The sequence below is a fragment of the Serratia sp. root2 genome (assembly GCF_031931805.1).
Taxonomy (GTDB): Bacteria; Pseudomonadota; Gammaproteobacteria; order Enterobacterales; family Enterobacteriaceae; genus Serratia; species Serratia inhibens.
This window is the reverse complement of the sequence record NZ_JAUJXB010000001.1, coordinates 1,169,768-1,188,304: the sequence shown is the minus strand read 5'-3', so window position 1 is coordinate 1,188,304 and position 18,537 is coordinate 1,169,768. Positions and strand designations below refer to the sequence as shown.

At 52.9% G+C, this 18,537-nt stretch carries 18 protein-coding genes; 9 read left to right on the top strand and 9 right to left on the bottom strand.

What is annotated here, in order from left to right:
* The first annotated feature begins 17 nt into the window (after positions 1-17).
* Positions 18-1,196 (top strand): Gfo/Idh/MocA family protein, encoded by a 1,179-nt coding sequence (locus tag QZQ97_RS05540; RefSeq protein ID WP_311992609.1) that lies wholly within the window; start codon positions 18-20, stop codon positions 1,194-1,196.
* A gap of 10 nt (positions 1,197-1,206) precedes the next feature.
* On the top strand, positions 1,207-2,148 hold the full coding sequence (locus QZQ97_RS05535) for a sugar phosphate isomerase/epimerase family protein (protein ID WP_311992608.1): 942 nt from the start codon (positions 1,207-1,209) through the stop codon (positions 2,146-2,148).
* A 134-nt stretch (positions 2,149-2,282) separates the two neighbouring features.
* Here QZQ97_RS05535 and QZQ97_RS05530 read toward each other — a convergent pair whose 3' ends face one another.
* Positions 2,283-3,179: a LysR family transcriptional regulator gene (locus tag QZQ97_RS05530; protein ID WP_311992607.1), complete on the bottom strand. Its 897-nt coding sequence runs from the start codon at positions 3,177-3,179 to the stop codon at positions 2,283-2,285.
* Between the two features lie 84 nt (positions 3,180-3,263).
* On the opposite strand from QZQ97_RS05530, the gene QZQ97_RS05525 reads away from it, so the two are divergent.
* Positions 3,264-4,049 (top strand): NAD(P)H-dependent oxidoreductase, encoded by a 786-nt coding sequence (locus QZQ97_RS05525; RefSeq protein ID WP_311992606.1) that lies wholly within the window; start codon positions 3,264-3,266, stop codon positions 4,047-4,049.
* 43 nt (positions 4,050-4,092) lie between these two features.
* On the opposite strand, the gene QZQ97_RS05520 is transcribed toward QZQ97_RS05525, so the two are convergent.
* Complete coding sequence (locus QZQ97_RS05520) at positions 4,093-4,647, bottom strand: NAD(P)H-dependent oxidoreductase (protein WP_311992605.1); 555 nt, start codon at positions 4,645-4,647, stop codon at positions 4,093-4,095.
* Positions 4,648-4,752: 105 nt separating this feature from the next.
* Between QZQ97_RS05520 and QZQ97_RS05515 the strand changes: the two genes are divergently transcribed.
* Positions 4,753-5,121 carry a winged helix-turn-helix transcriptional regulator gene (locus QZQ97_RS05515; RefSeq protein ID WP_311992604.1) on the top strand — a complete coding sequence of 123 codons (369 nt, stop codon included), beginning with the start codon at positions 4,753-4,755 and terminating at the stop codon, positions 5,119-5,121.
* On the opposite strand, the gene QZQ97_RS05510 is transcribed toward QZQ97_RS05515, so the two are convergent.
* The 4 genes from QZQ97_RS05510 to QZQ97_RS05495 form a co-directional block, all read right to left on the bottom strand.
* On the bottom strand, positions 5,102-6,055 hold the full coding sequence (locus QZQ97_RS05510; protein ID WP_311992603.1) for a bifunctional helix-turn-helix transcriptional regulator/GNAT family N-acetyltransferase: 954 nt from the start codon (positions 6,053-6,055) through the stop codon (positions 5,102-5,104). The two genes, QZQ97_RS05515 and QZQ97_RS05510, sit on opposite strands and share 20 nt — an antisense overlap.
* Before the next feature lie 68 nt (positions 6,056-6,123).
* A complete protein-coding gene (locus tag QZQ97_RS05505; protein WP_311992602.1) occupies positions 6,124-7,314 on the bottom strand; it encodes an MFS transporter in 1,191 nt (396 codons plus the stop codon).
* A gap of 92 nt (positions 7,315-7,406) precedes the next feature.
* The gene (locus QZQ97_RS05500) at positions 7,407-7,880 is read right to left on the bottom strand and encodes a cyclophilin-like fold protein (RefSeq protein WP_311992601.1); all 474 of its coding nucleotides are present in this window, start codon (positions 7,878-7,880) and stop codon (positions 7,407-7,409) included.
* Positions 7,881-7,988: 108 nt separating this feature from the next.
* A complete protein-coding gene (locus QZQ97_RS05495; protein ID WP_311992600.1) occupies positions 7,989-9,017 on the bottom strand; it encodes an alpha/beta hydrolase in 1,029 nt (342 codons plus the stop codon).
* 305 nt (positions 9,018-9,322) lie between these two features.
* On the opposite strand from QZQ97_RS05495, the gene QZQ97_RS05490 reads away from it, so the two are divergent.
* The 4 genes from QZQ97_RS05490 to QZQ97_RS05475 all read left to right on the top strand — a co-directional run bounded on the left by QZQ97_RS05490 (position 9,323) and on the right by QZQ97_RS05475 (position 13,655).
* The gene (locus QZQ97_RS05490) at positions 9,323-10,213 is read left to right on the top strand and encodes a LysR family transcriptional regulator (RefSeq protein WP_311992599.1); all 891 of its coding nucleotides are present in this window, start codon (positions 9,323-9,325) and stop codon (positions 10,211-10,213) included.
* A 441-nt stretch (positions 10,214-10,654) separates the two neighbouring features.
* Positions 10,655-11,602 carry a LysR family transcriptional regulator gene (locus tag QZQ97_RS05485; RefSeq protein ID WP_311992598.1) on the top strand — a complete coding sequence of 316 codons (948 nt, stop codon included), beginning with the start codon at positions 10,655-10,657 and terminating at the stop codon, positions 11,600-11,602.
* 47 nt (positions 11,603-11,649) lie between these two features.
* Entirely contained in the window at positions 11,650-11,889 is a 240-nt protein-coding gene (locus tag QZQ97_RS05480) for a hypothetical protein (RefSeq protein ID WP_311992597.1), read from the top strand.
* Positions 11,890-12,158: 269 nt separating this feature from the next.
* The gene (locus QZQ97_RS05475) at positions 12,159-13,655 is read left to right on the top strand and encodes a serralysin family metalloprotease (protein ID WP_311992596.1); all 1,497 of its coding nucleotides are present in this window, start codon (positions 12,159-12,161) and stop codon (positions 13,653-13,655) included.
* 52 nt (positions 13,656-13,707) lie between these two features.
* Here QZQ97_RS05475 and QZQ97_RS05470 read toward each other — a convergent pair whose 3' ends face one another.
* Positions 13,708-14,340 carry a helix-turn-helix transcriptional regulator gene (locus QZQ97_RS05470; protein WP_311992595.1) on the bottom strand — a complete coding sequence of 211 codons (633 nt, stop codon included), beginning with the start codon at positions 14,338-14,340 and terminating at the stop codon, positions 13,708-13,710.
* A gap of 694 nt (positions 14,341-15,034) precedes the next feature.
* On the opposite strand from QZQ97_RS05470, the gene QZQ97_RS05465 reads away from it, so the two are divergent.
* Positions 15,035-16,309: a Glu/Leu/Phe/Val family dehydrogenase gene (locus tag QZQ97_RS05465; RefSeq protein ID WP_311992594.1), complete on the top strand. Its 1,275-nt coding sequence runs from the start codon at positions 15,035-15,037 to the stop codon at positions 16,307-16,309.
* 135 nt (positions 16,310-16,444) lie between these two features.
* On the opposite strand, the gene QZQ97_RS05460 is transcribed toward QZQ97_RS05465, so the two are convergent.
* A complete protein-coding gene (locus tag QZQ97_RS05460; RefSeq protein ID WP_311992593.1) occupies positions 16,445-17,473 on the bottom strand; it encodes an NADP-dependent oxidoreductase in 1,029 nt (342 codons plus the stop codon).
* Between the two features lie 157 nt (positions 17,474-17,630).
* Positions 17,631-18,413 carry an SDR family NAD(P)-dependent oxidoreductase gene (locus QZQ97_RS05455; RefSeq protein WP_311992592.1) on the bottom strand — a complete coding sequence of 261 codons (783 nt, stop codon included), beginning with the start codon at positions 18,411-18,413 and terminating at the stop codon, positions 17,631-17,633.
* Positions 18,414-18,537 lie beyond the last annotated feature (124 nt).

Here is an 18,537-nt window from a genome sequence, read left to right as displayed (position 1 = left end):
TAATTTGAGGAATCAATATGTTAAACGGTGAAAAAAGTATTACCCGCCCCTTGCGTTGGGCCATGGTCGGCGGTGGCCGCCTCAGCCAGGTCGGTTACAAGCATCGTTCAGGCGCTCTACGCGATAACACCGCCTATCAACTTGTTGCCTGCGCTTTCGACATTGACGCGGCACGCGGGCGTGATTTTGGTATCAATCTGGGTGTGCCTTCCGAACGCTGTTATGACAACTACCAGCAACTGCTGACAGAAGAAGCCAAAAGAATCGATGGTATTGAGGTAGTGACCATTGCAACTCCCAATGGAACCCATTATGAAATTGCCCGGGCGGCACTGAATGCCGGCATCCACGTTATCTGTGAAAAACCATTGTTCTTCACCACTGTGGAAGCGAAAGAAATCAAAGCGTTGGCGGAAGAAAAAGGACTCATCGTCGGGGTTACCTACGGGTTCTCCGGCCACCCTTTGCTGATGCAGATGCGGGCAATGATCGCCAAAGGCGACATTGGCGACGTGCGCATGGTTGAGCTGCAGTACACCCATGGTTTCAGCTCGAACGAAAGTGCGGACAAGTTCAGCGACGCGCAGAAATGGCGTATTGACCCCAAAATTGCCGGCCCATCTTTTGTGCTGGGCGATATTTCCACCCACACCTTTTACATTTCGCAACTGGTTTTGCCCGAGATGAAAATCAAATCCCTGTTATGTGATCGGCAGAGTTTCATCCCCTCCCGCGCCCCTCTTGAAGATAATGCCATGGTGCTTATGCATTATGAAAACGGAGCCGTCGGCCGCATGTGGGCATCGTCTATCAATGCAGGTTCAATGGACAGCCAAAGCATTCGCATCGTGGGGTCGCGGGCCAGCCTGGAATGGAGCGATTACAACCCCGGCGAATTGAAATACGAGGTCCAGGGGCAACCCAACCAAACGCTGCATCATGGCATGCCGTATCTGGATGAAAGCGCGCTGGCTGATGAAAGACTCGGCGCTCTTCATACCGAGGGTCTGGCAGAATCCTGGGCCAACATCTACCTCAAATTCGCTATCGCCATCAGCGCCAGCCAGCGTGGCGACCGGCAAACGCTGGATTCGCTGATCTATCCGAACATCAACGCCGGGCTGGAAGGCGTGCGTTGGATTGAAAACTGTGTTCGTTCTGCCGATAACGGCGCCACCTGGGTTAACTACGAATAAGGAAATAACCATGAGACTTTCATTCTGTACCGACAGCCTTGGCCATCTGCCCTTTGAGCAAATGCTGGACAGGTTGCTGGAGCTGGGTGTGCACGGTGTCGAGATGACTACCGGGGGATGGTCTTCCGCCCCGCATATGCAGACCGACGAACTGTTGACCAACCCTACCAAACGCCAGTATCTGCTCCAGGCATTGGCCAGTCGCGGCATGGAGATTGCTGCACTTAATGTTTCCGGCAATCCCCTCGACCCTGGCGAACTGGGGCAGCGTCATAAAAGCGACACCGATAAAGCGCTGGAACTTGCCGGTCTGCTGGGCGTAAAAAAGATTGTTATGATGAGCGGTCTGCCGCCGGCGAGTCCTCATGATACGATCCCGAATTGGATCACTTATACCGTCAGTTGGCCACCTACGCTGAAAAACTGCCTGGATTACCAATGGAATGAGGTGGCTATCCCCTATTGGCAAGGGCTTGTACGCCGGGCAAAGGAAAGCGGTGTCGAACGATTTGCGTTGGAGAACTTCAGCTCAATGCTGGTCTGGAACCCAGAAACGCTGTTCCGGCTACGTGATGCCGTCGGCCCGATGGTGGGTCTGAACCTCGACCCCAGTCACCTGATCTGGATGGGGGCGGATCCCATCGCGGCGGCGCGTGCCCTCGGCCCTGCCATCCATCACGTGCATGGTAAGGATGTCAGGCTGGAACGTGGACTGGTTGGTGTTAACGGGTTACTGGAAACCAAGCCGGTGGAAGATGTTGCCAACCGGGCCTGGAACTACGTAGCCGTCGGTTGTGGGCAGGATCTGCAATGGTGGAAAGAGTTCTTCTCCGTCGTGCGCATGATGGGTTACAACGACTGGGTATCACTTGAAATGGAAGATTTAACCATGTCGGTGGACGCGGGCGTAACCTCGTCCATTCTTGCCCTGCAACAAACTATCAGCAAATAAACACCATGCTTGATAAAGAGCAGTGGCGGCATATCTGTTTGCTTTATGTAGCCACTGCTATTTTTTGATATCAACGCGCTATTGATATTCAAAGTTAGATTTAGTGAATTATCCCAGAAGCTGGCTGGCATCCATTAGCTCACTGCCGCGACGATATGCTCACGCAGCCATTGATGCGCCGGATCGCGGTGCGACCGTTCATGCCACAGCATGGCCATTTCGAATCCGGGGACCTCGATGGGTGCTTCAACCACCTGTAGCGCCCGGTTATTGCGCACCAGCCGCCAAGGCAGCATAGCCACCAGATCGGAGCTGGCCAGAACAGACATGATAAACAGGAAATGGGGAACCGAGAGCACCACCCGGCGCTGCAGGCCGGCCTCTGATAATACGCTGTCCGTATTGCCGAAAAATCCCCCGCCGTCCGGCGATACTACCACGTGCTCCAGCCGGCAGAACTGTTCCAGCGTAGGGGTTACCGCCAGTTGAGGATGACCGGCGCGGCCTGCCAGGACGTAACGTTCGCTAAACAGGGTGCGCCGCCGCAGATTCTCTGGCGCCCCTTCATGAGTATGAAAAGCAAGATCAATTTCCCCTTGCTCCGCCTGCCGGGCGAGGCGAGCGGGCACGGCTTCGAACACCGCCAAGCGGGTGCCCGGAGCCAAAGAACGCAGGCCAATCAAGGCGGGTAAGACGATGGTCGACTCACCATAGTCGGAGGCGGCCACCCGCCAGGTATTGCCGGCACTGGCGGGATCAAAAGGACTGGCGGGCGCCACGGCTTGCTCCAGCGCCTCAAGCGCTTGCCGCAAAGGTTCGCGCAGCGCCTCGGCCCGTGCGGTAGGCCGCATGCCTCGTGGCCCCGGCAGCAACAGCGGGTCGCCAAAAATATCCCTCAGCTTGGCGAGATGCACGCTAACCGAGGGCTGCGAGAAATTAAGGCGCTCCGCCGCTCGCGTCACATTATGTTCGGCGAGCAAGGCATCCAGCGTCACCAGCAAATTGAGGTCCAGTCGTCTGAGATTAGTCATGGTAATACCTGGAATATTGGAAATTCATTTCTACTATACCTGACAAAAACCTACCCTGCTTTTATCTTGCAACGGAGGTCTACCATGAATGTTCTTCTCGTTTACGCACACCCAGAACCGCAGTCACTGAACGGTTCGCTGAGGGATTTTTCAATCAAGCGGCTGGAAGATGCCGGGCATAGCGTTCAGGTATCCGACCTTTACGCCATGCAGTGGAAAGCCGTGCTCGACGCGGATGACAGCACGGCAACACAAACGGGCGAGCGGTTCGATCCTGCACGCGATTCCCAACGTGCATTTGCCGATGGGCTGCAAAGCAAAGACATTGAACGCGAACAGCAAAAGCTGCTGTGGGCTGATACGGTGATCCTGCAATTCCCGCTGTGGTGGTTCTCGATGCCGGCGATCCTCAAAGGCTGGGTGGAACGGGTGTACGCCTACGGTTTTGCCTATGGCGTGGGGGAACATTCCGATACCCACTGGGGCGATCGCTATGGTGAGGGTACGCTGGCCGGAAAACGCGCCATGCTGATGGTCACCGCCGGTGGTTGGGAAACGCATTACGGCCCGCGCGGGATCAACGGACCTATGGATGACATTTTATTCCCGATCCAGCATGGGATTTTGCATTATCCCGGTTTTGACGTCCTGCCGCCGTTCGTGCTCTATCGAACCGACAAGATAGACCCAGTGCGGTTTGCCGCAGCCTGCGAGGCACTCGGGCAACGTTTGGACAACCTGCAGGATACCCCGCCTATTCCGTTCCGGCGGCAAAATGCCGGGGAATACCATATCCCCGAGCTGTCCCTGAAAGAGCATATCGCGCCAGGTCGTTCGGGGTTCACTGTGCATAGCAGCGATAATCAATAACTCTACCGCGCGCGTCATTTAATACGGCGCGCGCGGTGCAGGGCTAGTTCAGATTGGCGATAAAGGTTCGATACTCTGACGCGCTGCGTTCAATATCATGATGATTTAAGGGTTCAACTTCGGCGTCCGGGGTATTTTCCTTGCCGTAGAACGCATGGAATGAACCGTATTTTGCCCGCACATAGTTAATCGTGATTTCAAAAGGCCGCAAAATTTCATCCAGGGAGTACTTATATCTGCCCTCCTGCGAGTAACCCTTCTCGCTAATCCCCGCCGTGACGGCCAGCGCAATCTTGCGATCTTTCATCTTATAACCACTGCTCGAACCATAGGCCCAGCCATAGGTCAGCACATCATCCAGCCACTTCTTCAGGAGCGGCGGCGAACTGAACCAGAATACCGGAAACTGCAGCACGATTTTTTCATGTTGCTCAATCAGTTGCTGCTCTTTTTCGACATCGAATCGCCAGTCTGGATAGACTTTATACAACTCATGAATAGTATAAAGATCGGGATATTTCCTCAGTTCATTCAGCCAGGTTTTATTTATCATCGAGTTTTCGATATCGGGATGCGCGACTACCACCAGCGTTTTCATTCAGACTTCCCCTTTCAATGAGTTCACCGGGGCATCATATGCTATGCTTTCTTAATGTAAAATACGCACACTGACTACATATACTAACCTTTAGGAAAGTATCAAATGAACGTTGAAGATATCTGCAGCCCAACGGGCATCGACCTGGAACAGACCGGATATGGCTATACGCTGTCGGTGATCAGCGGGAAATACAAAATGATTATCATGTACTGGCTGGCGCAATATAAGCCGGTATTACGCTTCAATGAATTGCAGCGCTGCATCGGCACCATCTCTTATAAAACGCTAAGTTCGACGTTAAAGGAGCTGGAAAGAGACGGCATCGTCGTCAGAAAGGAATACCCGCAGATCCCGCCCAAGGTCGAATACAGCCTCTCGGAGCGAGGCCGCACGCTGATCCCGGTCATAGATATGATGTGTGCCTGGGGGGAAACTCACCGCGCTGAAGCGCTCAGCCCTGCGGACGAATAAATAATTGTTCGGTCATCGGTTGGCCCCACTGCTCGCCCGGCTGCTCTTCTGCAAGGACAAAGCCGACGCTTTCATACAGATGCCGGGCCGCATCCAACCCTTTGAACGTCCACAGGTGCGTTTCACGGAACCCGCGTTTATCGCAAAAAGCTACCGCCCGGTTCAGCAATTTCCGGCCCACACCGCTGCCGCGCAGGCTGTCGTCAATGATAAAGGCGCGCAGATGAGCGCGGTTATCGCCCAGTGATTCGCCGTCGATGGAAACAGAGCCGACAATTCGGCCGCTGCTGAGTGCGGACCAGGTTTCGTTCAGCGGGTGAGACAGGCGCCCGGCGAGATCGGCCAGCGCCATACCCACTTTAGATTCAAAAAAGGCACCGAATCCCACCGCCCGCGAATAATACTGCATATGCATTTCCAGCGTTCTGGCGACAAAACCAGGTCGGTAGCCGCTGACAATCTCTGTCTCCGGTACCGGCGCTGTCTCACCGGCCCGGTGAGCGCGCAATGCGTCAGCATAGGTTTGCAAACCGGCGGCAATGCCGGCGCTGGCCGTCGCCGGCAGAGTGTCCAGCGCATTCAGCACCTGCCGTTCGGCAAAACGATTAATCCCCGCCAAGGTTTGCCGCCCTTGTTCCGTCAGCCGCAGAATTTTCTCTCGCGCGTCACGCTCGCTGGGTTGCGTAGCCAGTTCTCCCGCCTTGATTAACTTGTTCAGCATACGACTGACGCTGGATTTTTCCAGATTGAGCACCGCACACAGCTGCGCGGCGGTATCAACCTGCCGATCGCCTATTTCGATCAACGCATGCACGGCGGAAGGCGGCAAGTCAGTCCCCGCCAGGGTGTTGCCCATAAAACCCAGCTCACGCACCAGGTGGCGTGAGGCATCCCTGATGGGGTGTAAATACAGGCGGCTTTCGGCGATTGGCATAATAGGCTCTCTGATATGGTTGTATATTACAACTATATCAGAGGAAGCCATAAATTCAATAGTACCAATCAAGACCCCTGCTCTGGCCGTTGCAGGCGGTGTCCGTCTCCTATCACCCATGCCGCCAGCATCAGTAAAACTGCACCGCCGATCAAGGGGGCGTCCACGCCAATGGAGTCCAGCAAGTGCCCGCCGAACGCCCCGCCCAGCATGATGGCTAACTGAATGGACGCCACCATCAGGCCACCGCCGCTCTCCGGTTCGTCATTAATCTCTCTGGCAAGCCAGGTCGACCAGCACACCGGAATGGCCGCGTTCAACATGCCCCATCCGACCATCATCACCGCGACGCCTGCCAATACATGGCCCGCACCGACCATGCCGAGAGTCACCACCGCCAGGCAGACCGGCAACCAAACCAGCAGCCGATACAGATGATTGCGCTGCAGCATGGCGCTGGCGAAATGCGTGCCGACAAAACCTGCGCCCCCCAAGCCCAACAACAGCAAGGAGAGTTTGTTTGAGTCGACACCGGTCGCGCCTTCCAGAAAGGGGCGGAAATAGGTGAATGCGGCAAAGGCTCCGGCAAAGGTCAGCATGACCGCAAGCATACCTATGGCGACATAGCGGCGTTTGAGCAAACCGAACAGACGTGTGACCGGGATGGTGGCCTGCGGCGGCATCGACGGCAGGCTTTTCGCCTGCCAGACGAGGTTGATCAAAACCAGAGGAACCAGGCCCGCAAACACCCAACGCCATCCGACGAGCCCACCCAAATAGGCGCCAATCGGTGCCGCGAAGGCGGTGGCAACCGCGTTACCCATGTAAATGGTGCCAAGCGCTTTGGGCACCCGGTGCGCAGGAACCAGGCGGATCACCGTGGCGGTAGCCAACGACCAGAAACCGCCCACGGCCAAACCCAGCAGTGCGCGGGCGACCATTAACAAGGAAAAGCTGGGTGCCAGAGCGATCAGAATCAGTGACAGCAGCATAAGCACCGTCATGCTCATCAATACATAACGGCGATCAAAGCGGCCTGCTATCGGGCCGATAAACAAGCTGGCCAACACTGCGAACAAACCTGAGATGGAAATTGCCTGCCCGGCCATGCCCTGTGTGGCATGCAAATCGCCGGCGATAGGCGTCAGCAGGCTGACAGGCATAAACTCTGAGGCGATCAGTAGTGCTACGCACAACGCCATGGAACCGACAGCACTCGCCAGAGAGCTTCTTGACGAGGATCGGGTTGAGGTGGTCATGGGTTACTCCGAAATGAAAATATCCCCGTTAAACGCCAGGGGCATATTATGGGCAATGAAGATGAATGAACGCAGTCAAATACACATCAGATTCAATTCCCAAGGGAGATTGTTACGTGCATGATCCCCGGTCGGTTAAGGGCCTCGATGCCTGAAGTGATTTTGCCAATTTTGATAACCCCTGCGGCTTCAGGTCCCGGACCTCGGTAAAAAGCAATGTTTCCCCACGGGGCATAATAAGCAATATCCCCGGTGGCGCCGGCATCAGACTCGGGGGCCGCGTCTTGCGAAAGGCGATGTGGCAGCGAGCCACTGATTTTCTCCGCATCACCGTAGTCTTTCAGCGTTAAGGTGAGTGGCAGCAGCTTGACGAAACTCCGCGCCGTCGGATTATCCTCAAGCGTTGCCGTCAGAGAGGTGGAACCTATGACTAATCGAATATCATGCATTTTTACCTGCCTGGTCGCAGCCTCCTTTTGGTTATCGGAGCTGACCTGAGCCGCTTGTAGTGTGCCGACTGTCGACAGCATAAAGAGCAGTGCAATCCGCACAGAGATTTTTTCCATGGCCTGTCCTTTTAGTCGACGTCTTCTCCACGCTGTTACCCGTGAAATAAACTCAGGTTGAAGGCCGCATTGGTGTGTGCGGCCTTATATATTGCGCAGACGAAACGCTTACTTCAGATTGCCGTGGAAGAAGGAAGCCAGCTTGGCGAACGGGATCAGGTCGGTTCGGTCGTAGAGATCCACATGGCCGGCACCTGGTACGATGACCAATTCTTTAGGCTGGCCGGCCAGTTTATAGGCCTCTTCGCTGAACTCACGCGAATGAGCTTCAGAACCCGTGATGAACAGCATCGGGCGAGGAGAGATCGTCTCAATGTCGTTGAACGGATAGAAGTTCAGGAACTTGACGACGCTGGTCAGCGTTGGGTGAGTAGTCAGCGCCGGCGACGAACCTTTAGGGGTGAATTCGCCACGCGGCGTCCGGTAATAGTCATAGAACTCGCGCTGGATAGCTGGGGTGTCCGCTGTCAATTCATGCACGGTACCACTGACGTATTCGGTTTTTCCGCCCGCGAACTCCACATCACGTTGTTCGGATGCCGCGGCGATCATCTGCTTTCTCTGCTCCAGCGTTTGCGAATGCTTGAGCCCATTGCGCGCTGCCGCGCCCATATCATACATACTGACCGTCGCAACGGCTTTAATGCGTGAGTCGATTTTCGCGGCGCTGATGACGAAGCTGCCGCTACCGCAAATGCCCAGCACGCCAATCTGCTCTTTGTCTACCCCGGGTTGGGTTCTCAGATAGTCAACGGCTGCGCTGAACGCCTCTGCGTAAAGGTCTGGCGCAACGACGTTGCGGGGTTGCCCGTCACTTTCCCCCCAAAAGGACTGATCGATAGCCAGCGTGACAAACCCTTGTTCAGCGAGTTTCTGCGCATAAAGGTTCGAACTCTGTTCCTTCACCGCCCCCATCGGGTGGCCAATGACTATGGCAGGATAGTGGGCGCCCTGCTTCCGATTTTTGGGCATGTAAAGGTTCCCTGCAATCTTCATTTTGAATTGATTGTTAAAGGTGACCTTTTGCGTCGTTACTCTATCGCTCCGGTAAAAATTATTTGCGCCGTTAGACATATCGGCTGCCATAGAGGTGAATGAACTGACCAGCAGGGCCAGTGATAAAGCTATTTTCTTCATCTGATTACTCTCGATTGAAATAGTGAAGTTAATTTCTTCGGTGTTGGTTTAAATAAATCGGGAAATAAAAACTCAAACCTGAACGCAGGTCATTTATTTAAACGCCTCATTTCAAGCTTATGTAAAGGGCCTGTCGACGCAGTCAATATAGCAACAATGATTAGAACAATTAATGCCAAAAATCTTTACGCTTTTGTGAGAAAAATTCATCAATGGTTTTCCCTCATCCTGCATTTGGGTAAGATGATACACACTCAGGCACCCGCCCAATCAACGCCTGAACCCAGCCCCAGAGGAGAAGCAAAGTGGATGATCTAAAGGCGTTTCTGTGCATTGCCAGATTGCAGAGCTTTACCAAAGCGGCGGCGGAGATTGGCGTTACCCCTTCGGCCCTGAGCCACACGATTAAAACGCTGGAGGCAAAACTGGGGTATCGCTTGCTGACCCGAACCACCCGCAGCGTGGCCCCCACCGAAGAAGGCGAAATGCTTATGCGTAACCTGGGGCCCTTATTCGAGCAGATAAACGATGAATTGGAAAAGTTGGGGGCGATGAGGAACACACCGACCGGGACGATTCGCCTCACCGGTGCCGATGATTCCGTTCAGTACCTTATTCGACCTGTGCTGGCAGATTTTCTAAAGAAATACCCTGAGATTAATATTGAAATCGGTATCGATTACGGCTTTACCAATATCGTCCAGGAGCGCTTTGATGCGGGTATACGCCTGGGCGAGTCTATTGACAAGGACATGGTGGCGGTAAGGATCAGCCGGGACTGGCGATTATGCGTGGTGGCTACACCCGTTTATTTCCAGCAATATGCCGCCCCGCAAAGCCCTAACGATCTTATCCGGCATAACTGCATTAATATCCGCCATTCAATCACCAGCGGCGTTTATGCCTGGGAATTTGAAAAAGGCAAACGTCAGTTCAGCGTAAAAGTTAAGGGGCAATTCACGGCAAACAGCACCCTGCATCAGTTGGACGCCGTGCTGGCGGGTATCGGCATTGCTTACCTACCCGATTACTTGGTCGCCCCTTATCTCCAGAGCGGGCAACTGACAGAAATTCTCTCTGAATGGTGCCCGTATTTTCAGGGGTATCATCTTTATTATCCTCATCGCCGCCACGGTTCGCCGGCCTTTATGGCACTGGTCGACATCCTGAAGGAAAATTACCGCAAGACTCTTTAGCCACTCGCAGAAGTTGACCTTCGTTATCCCCGCCAGAACTGGCGGGAAGATACCGGGAAAGTTTCCCCTAAAGCCAGATCGTTTTTTGGTAAAGAGAGAAATTCCCATAGGGAAATAATTTCCTGGCTACGCCCTTCTTATTTTATTTTTTTGGCAAAAATAAATAGGAGAAGACTTAAACTTCAAACAATGAATATTTATTTAATTATAAGTTTATAGTATGTGGTTATATGAGTTTCCTGCAAGCAATGCTCAATGTGAAATTTACTCATCGACAAAGGTCGGAATTTACAGCTGATGTTTTTCAGGTAAACTGCGCACAGTCACGGAAATGCTCATTTTTGTGATTACTTTACTTATTTAAGTGCAGTCTATCACCCATTGATCGCAGCCTGATATTTATGATGGGGATATCCGTATATTTTACATGAGAATGCCTGCATGTCCGTACTTAAAACCTTACCCAAACAAATATCGTTATGGGATTTAAACTTGTTTTTCCTTGTAGCCAAATGGCTTAGCTTCAACCGGGCAGCTCAGGAAATGGGTATTACACCTGGATACGTAACTAAATGTATCCATTCGCTTGAAAAAGCTCTGGATACCAAGCTTTTTGTTCGTACTACCCGCCAGGTGATGCTGAGTAAAAGCGGTGAATTCTTTTTTAGTAAAGTTAAAGATATTCTTGGCGACGTTGAAGATGCCATTTTTGGCATAAATGCCTTGCAGGACGTGGCCAGCGGTAATGTGAGGATCAGCTGTAATACTTATTTGGGCCAAAACCATCTGGCACCGGTATTGTCTTTAATGGAGCGGCAAAACCCCGGCTTAAACATATGGCTGGATCTGACCAATCAACAGAACGATTTGATTGCAGACGATATTGATATCGATATCCGTATTGGCAGCGTGAAAGAGCCACACCTTGTAGCTTACAAAATAGCCACCAGCTTTCGTGTGCTTTGCGCCTCGCCGCTCTATCTCAAACGCCACGGCACCCCTGCGGAGCTTGACGATCTCAGCAATCATAACTGTATCCTGTACCGCCCTCGCGAGGAAAGTATGGGACTGTGGAGGCTTGCGGACAGCCACGACGGGACAGAAAAAAAAGTTAAAGTGAGCGGTACGCTGTCCGCCAGTCACAGCGACGTAGTCAAAACCTGGGCGATTAAAAATCACGGTATCGCCATGCTGCCGCTCTGGGGGGCAGCCCCGGAATTGGCCTCTGGGGTATTGGTCAGGGTTTTACCGCATTACCGGCAATCTGCCGATATCATCGCGGTCATCAAGAGCCAGGAGAAAAAAACGCATCTCATCCGTAGCTGCGTAGATTTTATAAAAACTCACTTACAGGCCGCCCTTCCCCCAGATAATCATCTTGATGATTAAAAATAGATCTGCACTTTGTTAACGCAACGACATCGAGAGAAACAGCAATGAAGCAAGGTATAGACATCAAAATTTTTGGCCTTACCGGCAACGTGGAAGATATCAATGCAGAAGTCTATGCAATATTGGATAAATGCTTTTCCCATATCGCCGCAGGAAAAAAAACCGTCAACAAATCAGGCGTATTGGCCTATTTAGTGGAGGAAATAGAAGCGCAATCCTGTGATTACACCAGGAAACTGTACCGCGTTGCGATTGAAATGGTTGGAATGGCGCCATCTGAATAACCATTTGTTTTTATTTTCTTCAAAACAATTACTTCCTGTTTGGAAAGTTACTTTTTCCCTCGGAAGAGTGTACAGCACAAAGAGTCATGACTAGATTTTCTGGATTATAAAAGTGATTCAATCACATGTAATAGCATTATCGATTTATTTTGGCGTATCCTTTCGCCCTTTTTCCCCACCAGCGATATATCCTCGTTCATCGTGGCATTAGCGAAGGCACAGGTGGCCGAACAAACCGTAACAGTAGGTAAAATGAGGGGCAGCAATCAATGAGTGGGAAAAACTACATCTATAGCCAATATGATAAGTCCGTTTTGGCTGACGGCAATGATCCATCCGTTTATAAAAGTATCGATCTCTTCTGGCATTATCAGGAGCGCGGTAGTTTTACCCTGAATGGTAAAGCGTCTCAGAGCGCCGAGTCGGCAGGGATCAACCTGGCTCGCCCATTGCTAACCTGGAATGGCACAGGCCAGGAGGCGACAGGCAAAGGCGCAACGGTCACTTTTGCCTTCCCGACCTGGAGTGAGCATGATCAAAATGGCTATGGTGATGGCGGGTTAAGCGGGTTGGACGCTACGCAAAGGGCGTTTGCCAAAGCATCACTGCAAGCCTGGGCCGATGTCGCCAACCTGAAATTTAAGGAATTGCCCGCTTCTCAAAGCCAAAATGCGCAGATCAAATTCGGCAATTTTACTCAGGTTAAAGATGATGACTCTAACTATGCGTTGTATCCGCATACGTTAGAAAATAACCAACCTATCCTCGACGATTGGGGCAAAGACATGTCAGGCCAGGTATGGGTTCTTGATCTGCCAGAAAACCGCGATCCTGCCTCAGGCGGGGGTTACGGCGCACAGGTTTTTACCCATGAAATTGGCCATGCGCTGGGGCTTGATCACCCGGGAAGCTATAACGGCGGCGCTCCCACCTATCGAAATGACGCAGCCTACGCGGAAGACACCAACCAGTTTTCCATAATGAGCTATTTCTCCGAGGTTAGCCCGGCGTCCAACCCCACTATCGGCGACTTCAAAGGCTATTACGCGTCAGCCCCGTTGATGGATGATATTGCCGGTATGCAATACCTGTACGGTGCCAACACCACGGCGTTTAACACGAGCACCGTTTATGGCTTCCATTCGAATACCGGGCGCGGTTATCTGTCGGCCACCGACAGCAACAGCAAACTGATTTTCAGTGCCTGGGACACCGGTGGCAATGACACCTTCGATTTTTCCGGCTTTGCCGGCAACCAACGCATTAACCTTAACGAGGGCGCGTTTTCTGACGTTGGCGGGCTGAAGGGCAATGTGTCCATTACTCAGGGCACCCGCATTGAGAACGCCATCGGCGGCAGTGGTAACGATATTCTGGTCGGTAATACACTGAACAACCAGTTGAAAGGGGGCGCCGGCAACGACTTTATCTTTGGCGGTGCAGGTGCGGATACCTTATGGGGTGGAGCAGGCAAAGACACCTTCGCTTATGCCGCCGCCTCGAATTCCACCGTCAAAACGCCAGACTGGATCAAGGACTTCACCACCGGCGTCGACAAAATTGATTTGAGCGCGTTTGCCGGTGAAATCAACTTCGTCAAGGCGTTCACTGGCGAGGCCCACGAAGCGACCTTAACCCTCAATAGCGGCAACAGCGTTCTGGCATTGGATCTGCGCGGTCACGATGCAGACAACACCGGCTGGCAACCGGATTTCCTGCTCAAGATCGTCGGCCAGGCTAACGCCAACACGGATTTTATCGTTTAACCCTTTACTGAGGCATAAGCGGGGATCCTCCCGCTTTTTCGGCGAGGGCTTCTCAGGGGGCACCCTCGCCTTTTTTTAGCTCTTTCAGATACTTGTAGACCGTTGCGCGGCCAAGGGATAATACGTTGGCGATATAATCGGCGGCGCTTTTGGCCTTGAATGCGCCTTCATTGTAGAGATCGATCACCAATTGCTTTTTTTGCTCACGGCTCAATGAAGCCAGCGACGTGCTCTGAAGGCGGAGCCACTCATGCAGGAAGGTATTGATCTTCTCTTGCCAGTCATCCTTGAACAGCTGCTGCGGTTGCGGTTGCAAACGCGTCACCGACAAGAACATGTCCAGCGCGTTTCTGGCGTCCTCAAACATGCCGGTGCTCAGGTTAACGCACAGCAGATAGCTCGGATTACCCTGTTCATCGCGGGCGGGAATGCTCACCGAGCGCATTTTTTTGCCATCCCAATTGAGCTTTTCGTAAGGACCGGTGACCGGCGCGCCGCTGTTGATATCAAAATCGTCCAGGCCGGCATCGTCACCCGGTTTGCGTTTCGACAGGTTATTGGCGAGGTAGACGACTTTGTTGGTCGACAGATCGTGTATCACCACTTCCACGTTAGGGAAAAACAGGGCTGCGATACCGTCGGCGACCGACTGCAATAATTCAAGTTGAGACGTGGGTTTCAGCACCGGGCTGTTTCTCCGTAGCGATAAGCATGATGATATTGGCCGATTTTCATCATCTGGACAGCCGCTTAGCATACCTTACTTGCCGTGGAATGCCGAGCGGGAGAGCGGCCGTCCTGCAGCTGCTTGCTCCTCGATTCGCCGCTGCGTTGATAGAACATTTGGAGCCAGAAGCGGCAAAATTGCCACCCGCCATTTTGTTAACGGAAAGTGAATATTGCCGCTCATCATAAAACGACATTTCGAACTGCGCTGTTGCCCACATTTTGCGTATGCAATTTGTTAATGGCATAAGATTTTCAATATATCAGCCAGTTGAAGCCGATTTCGTTTAATAAAAACGCGATATCAGGCCGTTTTAACAGGAATTCCCCGCGGCCGTCAGGAAACGGCATTGTCAACACGATGCTTAAATAAAATGAAACTTTTTGATCACATTCAAGCTTCTGACAAATAGATAAAGGCAAAATTTATGCGTTTTTTGTGCATAAAGCATGAATACCCCACGTAACCTCCCGACAAAAGTAATTAACTATTCATTTTTACCCATCAAAACCCATTGGGAACCGGCCTGCAGCCCGATCAAGGGGGGCTAACAACCGGCAGGTTTAATGGTAAATTTAGCGTCGCAAAAGTGTTATGCACTTAGTAATCCACGGTTAAACAAAATAAATACCTAGATAAAAAAAGGTTGGTTATGGAAAAGCTATCCTACGCTTCAGAAAGCAGCACAACGGCCTGGGCCACCTACTTGCAACAAATCGACCGCGTTGCACCTTACCTCGGTGACCTGTCTCGTTGGGTTGATACCCTCCGTCATCCCAAGCGTGCGCTGATTGTCGACATCCCATTGCAGATGGACGACGGTTCTATCCGCCACTTCGAAGGTTTCCGCGTTCAGCACAACCTGTCGCGCGGCCCGGGCAAAGGCGGCATCCGTTACCATCCGGATGTTGATCTCGATGAAGTCATGGCGTTGTCAGCATGGATGACCATCAAATGTGCGGCGGTCAACCTGCCGTACGGCGGTGCCAAAGGCGGTATCCGCGTCGATCCTTTCAAACTGTCTGAAGGCGAGCTGGAGCGACTGACCCGCCGCTACACCAGCGAAATCGGTTTTATCATCGGGCCGCAGAAAGATATTCCTGCGCCGGACGTCGGCACCAACTCGAAAGTCATGGCCTGGATGATGGATACCTATTCCATGAACCACGGCACCACTATCACTGGCGTGGTCACCGGCAAGCCTATTCACCTCGGCGGTTCTCTGGGCCGTGAAAAAGCCACCGGCCGCGGCGTGTTCGTCACCGGCAGCGAAGTGGCCAAGCGTCTTGGTGTTGAAATTGAAGGCGCTAAAGTCGCGGTGCAGGGCTTTGGTAACGTGGGCAGCGAAGCCGCTCGTCTGTTCGTTGGCGTCGGTGCCCGCGTAGTGGTGATTCAGGACCACTCGGCCACCCTGTTCAACCCGGAAGGCATCGACCTGGCCGCGCTGACCGAATGGCAGACCAAGAACAAGCAGATCGCGGGCTTCCCTGGCGCCAAAGAGATTGAAAGCGAAGCCTTCTGGTCGGTTGACATGGATATCCTGATCCCTGCGGCGCTGGAAGGCCAGATAACCCGCCAGCGCGCAGAAATCCTGAGCGCCAAGCTGGTACTGGAAGGCGCTAACGGCCCAACCTATCCGGATGCGGACGACGTGCTGCGTTCACGCAACATTACCGTAGTGCCTGACGTTATCTGTAACGCCGGCGGCGTGACCGTCAGTTACTTCGAATGGGTGCAGGATATGGCCAGCTACTTCTGGAGCGAGAGCGAAATCAACGAGCGTATGGACAAGATCATGACCGACGCTATGGTTCACGTCTGGAACAAGGCCGAAGAGAAAACGTGCAGCCTGCGTACAGCGGCTTATATCGTCGCCTGTGAGCGTATCCTTACCGCACGTAAAGAGCGTGGCATTTACCCAGGTTAATACCTGAGTTAATGTTCTGTACTGCCCGGCCTGCTTTGCGGGCCGGGATATTTCCCTTTAGCGCAAAGCCTTTTTAAGTGCCGGTCATCGGCAATAACGCGGATATTTCCCTGCTCATTACCTTTCCCGGGTTGCTCACTGGGTAGATTCATTCATTTTGATGACCACTTTGCCTTTCGCCCGCCCCTGAGCGAGGTAGGCAAGCGCATTCTTTGCTTCCTCAAAAAGAAATACCTTGTCGATCACAGGCCTGATACGCTCGTTTTCCAGGAGTTTGCCGATCTCGGTGAGCTGATTCCCCTCAGGACGAACGAAGAGAAATGAGTAGGTAACGTCTCGTTTTTTCGACAGTCGCATTATCTTGCGGCTCATTAACCCGAAGACCAGCCTCAAAAAGACGTTTAGCCGCCGGGCCTGGGCGAACGCCACATCCAGGGGGCCGATGAGAGAGACGATACTGCCGCCAGGCTTGAGGATACTGACGGATTTTTCAAGGGAATCGCCCCTGATGGTGCCAAGAACCACATCGTAGCCACTTAACACTTTTTCGAAGTCTTGCTGCTTGTAGTCAACCACCTCGTCTGCACCAAGGCTGCTCACCCATTCCACGTTGCCCGTACTGGTGGTCGTTCCCACCGTTGCACCAAGATATTTTGCCAACTGTATCGCAAAGGTGCCAATACCGCCGGAGCCTGCGGGGATGAACACCTTTTGGCCCGGCTGAAGTCTGGCGCGCTCTTTCAATGCCTGCCAGGAGGTGAGTGCGACCATCGGCAGCGACGCCGCCTGCACGAAGTCCAGATTTGCCGGTTTCATTGCCGCCGCGCTTTCGGGTACTGCGGCAAATTCGGCGAGAGACCCCGTACCCTGATCGAAAATGCTGGCGAAGACGGCATCGCCGGGCTTGAAGCGCGTCACGCGACTGCCAACCTCGGTGACGCCCCCCGACAAATCGCTACCCAGGGTGGCAGGAAGCTGGAAAGAGAGTACGGCTTTAAATGCTCCGGTTGGGATCATGTTGTCGACCGGGTTCAGGCCGACGGCATAGACTTTAACCAGGATTTCATCGGCTTTCAGCGCAGGGCAAGCCACCTCGGTGAAATCTATCTCAGGCGATTTGCCATAACGTTTGAAGGTGAGTGCTTTCATCGTTTTATTTTTCATCTGTTATTTATTCTCCGCGTTACGTTTGCTGATAAATGCATTCACTTCACCTTCATGAGGCGTTATTTCGCCTTGAACCCGCAGTGGAACGGATTAACTCTCTGCAGAACACCCGACAAGGCCGTTTGATATTGATCTGCAGAGAGTGGTTATTTTGCTAGACGGCCTTATACCGTTCTGCGGCTTCATCTTGCTTTATGTCAGACAACAGAGCCTGGCGCGCGGTATCGAGCGCATCCCAGCGTGCTGCGTTGTGCAGCGGCGGGATGGTGACGAGTTCACGGCGATCAAAGCCGACCAGCGCGGCGTCGACCAGCTCCCCCACCTCCATCATTTTGGGCAATGTGTTGAGGTCGATGCCGGCACGCTCCCAGATTTCCGTATAGGTTCCGGCAGGCAGTACGGCCTGAACATAAACCCCCTTCGGCGACAGCTCAATATTCATGCCCTGAGACAAGAACAGGACGAAAGCCTTGGTTGCGCCATAGACAGACATGGCAAATTCCGGTGCCAACCCCACTACCGAGCTGATGTTGACGATCGAACCTTCACCCGCTTGCGCAAACCGTGGTGCCACCGCGCAGGAAAGGCGCGTCAGTGCGGTCGTGTTGAGTGCGATGAGTTGCTCTATCGAGTCTGGCGTCTGCTCGATAAAATTGCCGGACTGCGCGATGCCCGCGTTATTGATAAGAATGCCTATCTGAGTATCCTCGCGAAGGCGTGTTTCTACCTTGGTCAAATCGCTGGATTGGGTCAGGTCGGCAGGCAGTACATCGACGGTAATGCCGTGTTCTTTTTGCAAACGATCGGCAAGGGTATCAAGCTTTGCCTTGTCGCGAGCGACCAGCACAAGGTCGTGGCCGCGGCGCGCGAAGCGCTCGGCGTAAACGGCGCCAATACCGGTAGAAGCGCCTGTAATGAGGACTGTAGATGTTGTCATAAGTTTAGTTTCCACATTGATAATTAAAGAGATACCGGCTGTACGGCGTGTATTGGCATGCTGTCGCCAACGGCATTATTCGAGTGGCGGATAATCGGAGTACCCCACTGCGCCGCCGTCAGCA

Bases quoted from the DNA above. Each gene is read 5' to 3' on its own strand.
- QZQ97_RS05520 (WP_311992605.1), bottom strand. From the start codon at position 4,647: ATGAAAACGCTGGTGGTAGTCGCGCATCCCGATATCGAAAACTCGATG.
- QZQ97_RS05485 (WP_311992598.1), top strand. From the start codon at position 10,655: ATGTCCGTACTTAAAACCTTACCCAAACAAATATCGTTATGGGATTTA.
- QZQ97_RS05460 (WP_311992593.1), bottom strand. From the start codon at position 17,473: ATGAAAAATAAAACGATGAAAGCACTCACCTTCAAACGTTATGGCAAA.
- QZQ97_RS05540 (WP_311992609.1), top strand. From the start codon at position 18: ATGTTAAACGGTGAAAAAAGTATTACCCGCCCCTTGCGTTGGGCCATG.
- QZQ97_RS05495 (WP_311992600.1), bottom strand. From the start codon at position 9,017: ATGAAGAAAATAGCTTTATCACTGGCCCTGCTGGTCAGTTCATTCACC.
- QZQ97_RS05525 (WP_311992606.1), top strand. From the start codon at position 3,264: ATGAATGTTCTTCTCGTTTACGCACACCCAGAACCGCAGTCACTGAAC.
- QZQ97_RS05515 (WP_311992604.1), top strand. From the start codon at position 4,753: ATGAACGTTGAAGATATCTGCAGCCCAACGGGCATCGACCTGGAACAG.
- QZQ97_RS05530 (WP_311992607.1), bottom strand. From the start codon at position 3,179: ATGACTAATCTCAGACGACTGGACCTCAATTTGCTGGTGACGCTGGAT.
- QZQ97_RS05465 (WP_311992594.1), top strand. From the start codon at position 15,035: ATGGAAAAGCTATCCTACGCTTCAGAAAGCAGCACAACGGCCTGGGCC.
- QZQ97_RS05505 (WP_311992602.1), bottom strand. From the start codon at position 7,314: ATGACCACCTCAACCCGATCCTCGTCAAGAAGCTCTCTGGCGAGTGCT.
- QZQ97_RS05480 (WP_311992597.1), top strand. From the start codon at position 11,650: ATGAAGCAAGGTATAGACATCAAAATTTTTGGCCTTACCGGCAACGTG.
- QZQ97_RS05455 (WP_311992592.1), bottom strand. From the start codon at position 18,413: ATGACAACATCTACAGTCCTCATTACAGGCGCTTCTACCGGTATTGGC.
- QZQ97_RS05475 (WP_311992596.1), top strand. From the start codon at position 12,159: ATGAGTGGGAAAAACTACATCTATAGCCAATATGATAAGTCCGTTTTG.
- QZQ97_RS05535 (WP_311992608.1), top strand. From the start codon at position 1,207: ATGAGACTTTCATTCTGTACCGACAGCCTTGGCCATCTGCCCTTTGAG.
- QZQ97_RS05500 (WP_311992601.1), bottom strand. From the start codon at position 7,880: ATGGAAAAAATCTCTGTGCGGATTGCACTGCTCTTTATGCTGTCGACA.
- QZQ97_RS05510 (WP_311992603.1), bottom strand. From the start codon at position 6,055: ATGCCAATCGCCGAAAGCCGCCTGTATTTACACCCCATCAGGGATGCC.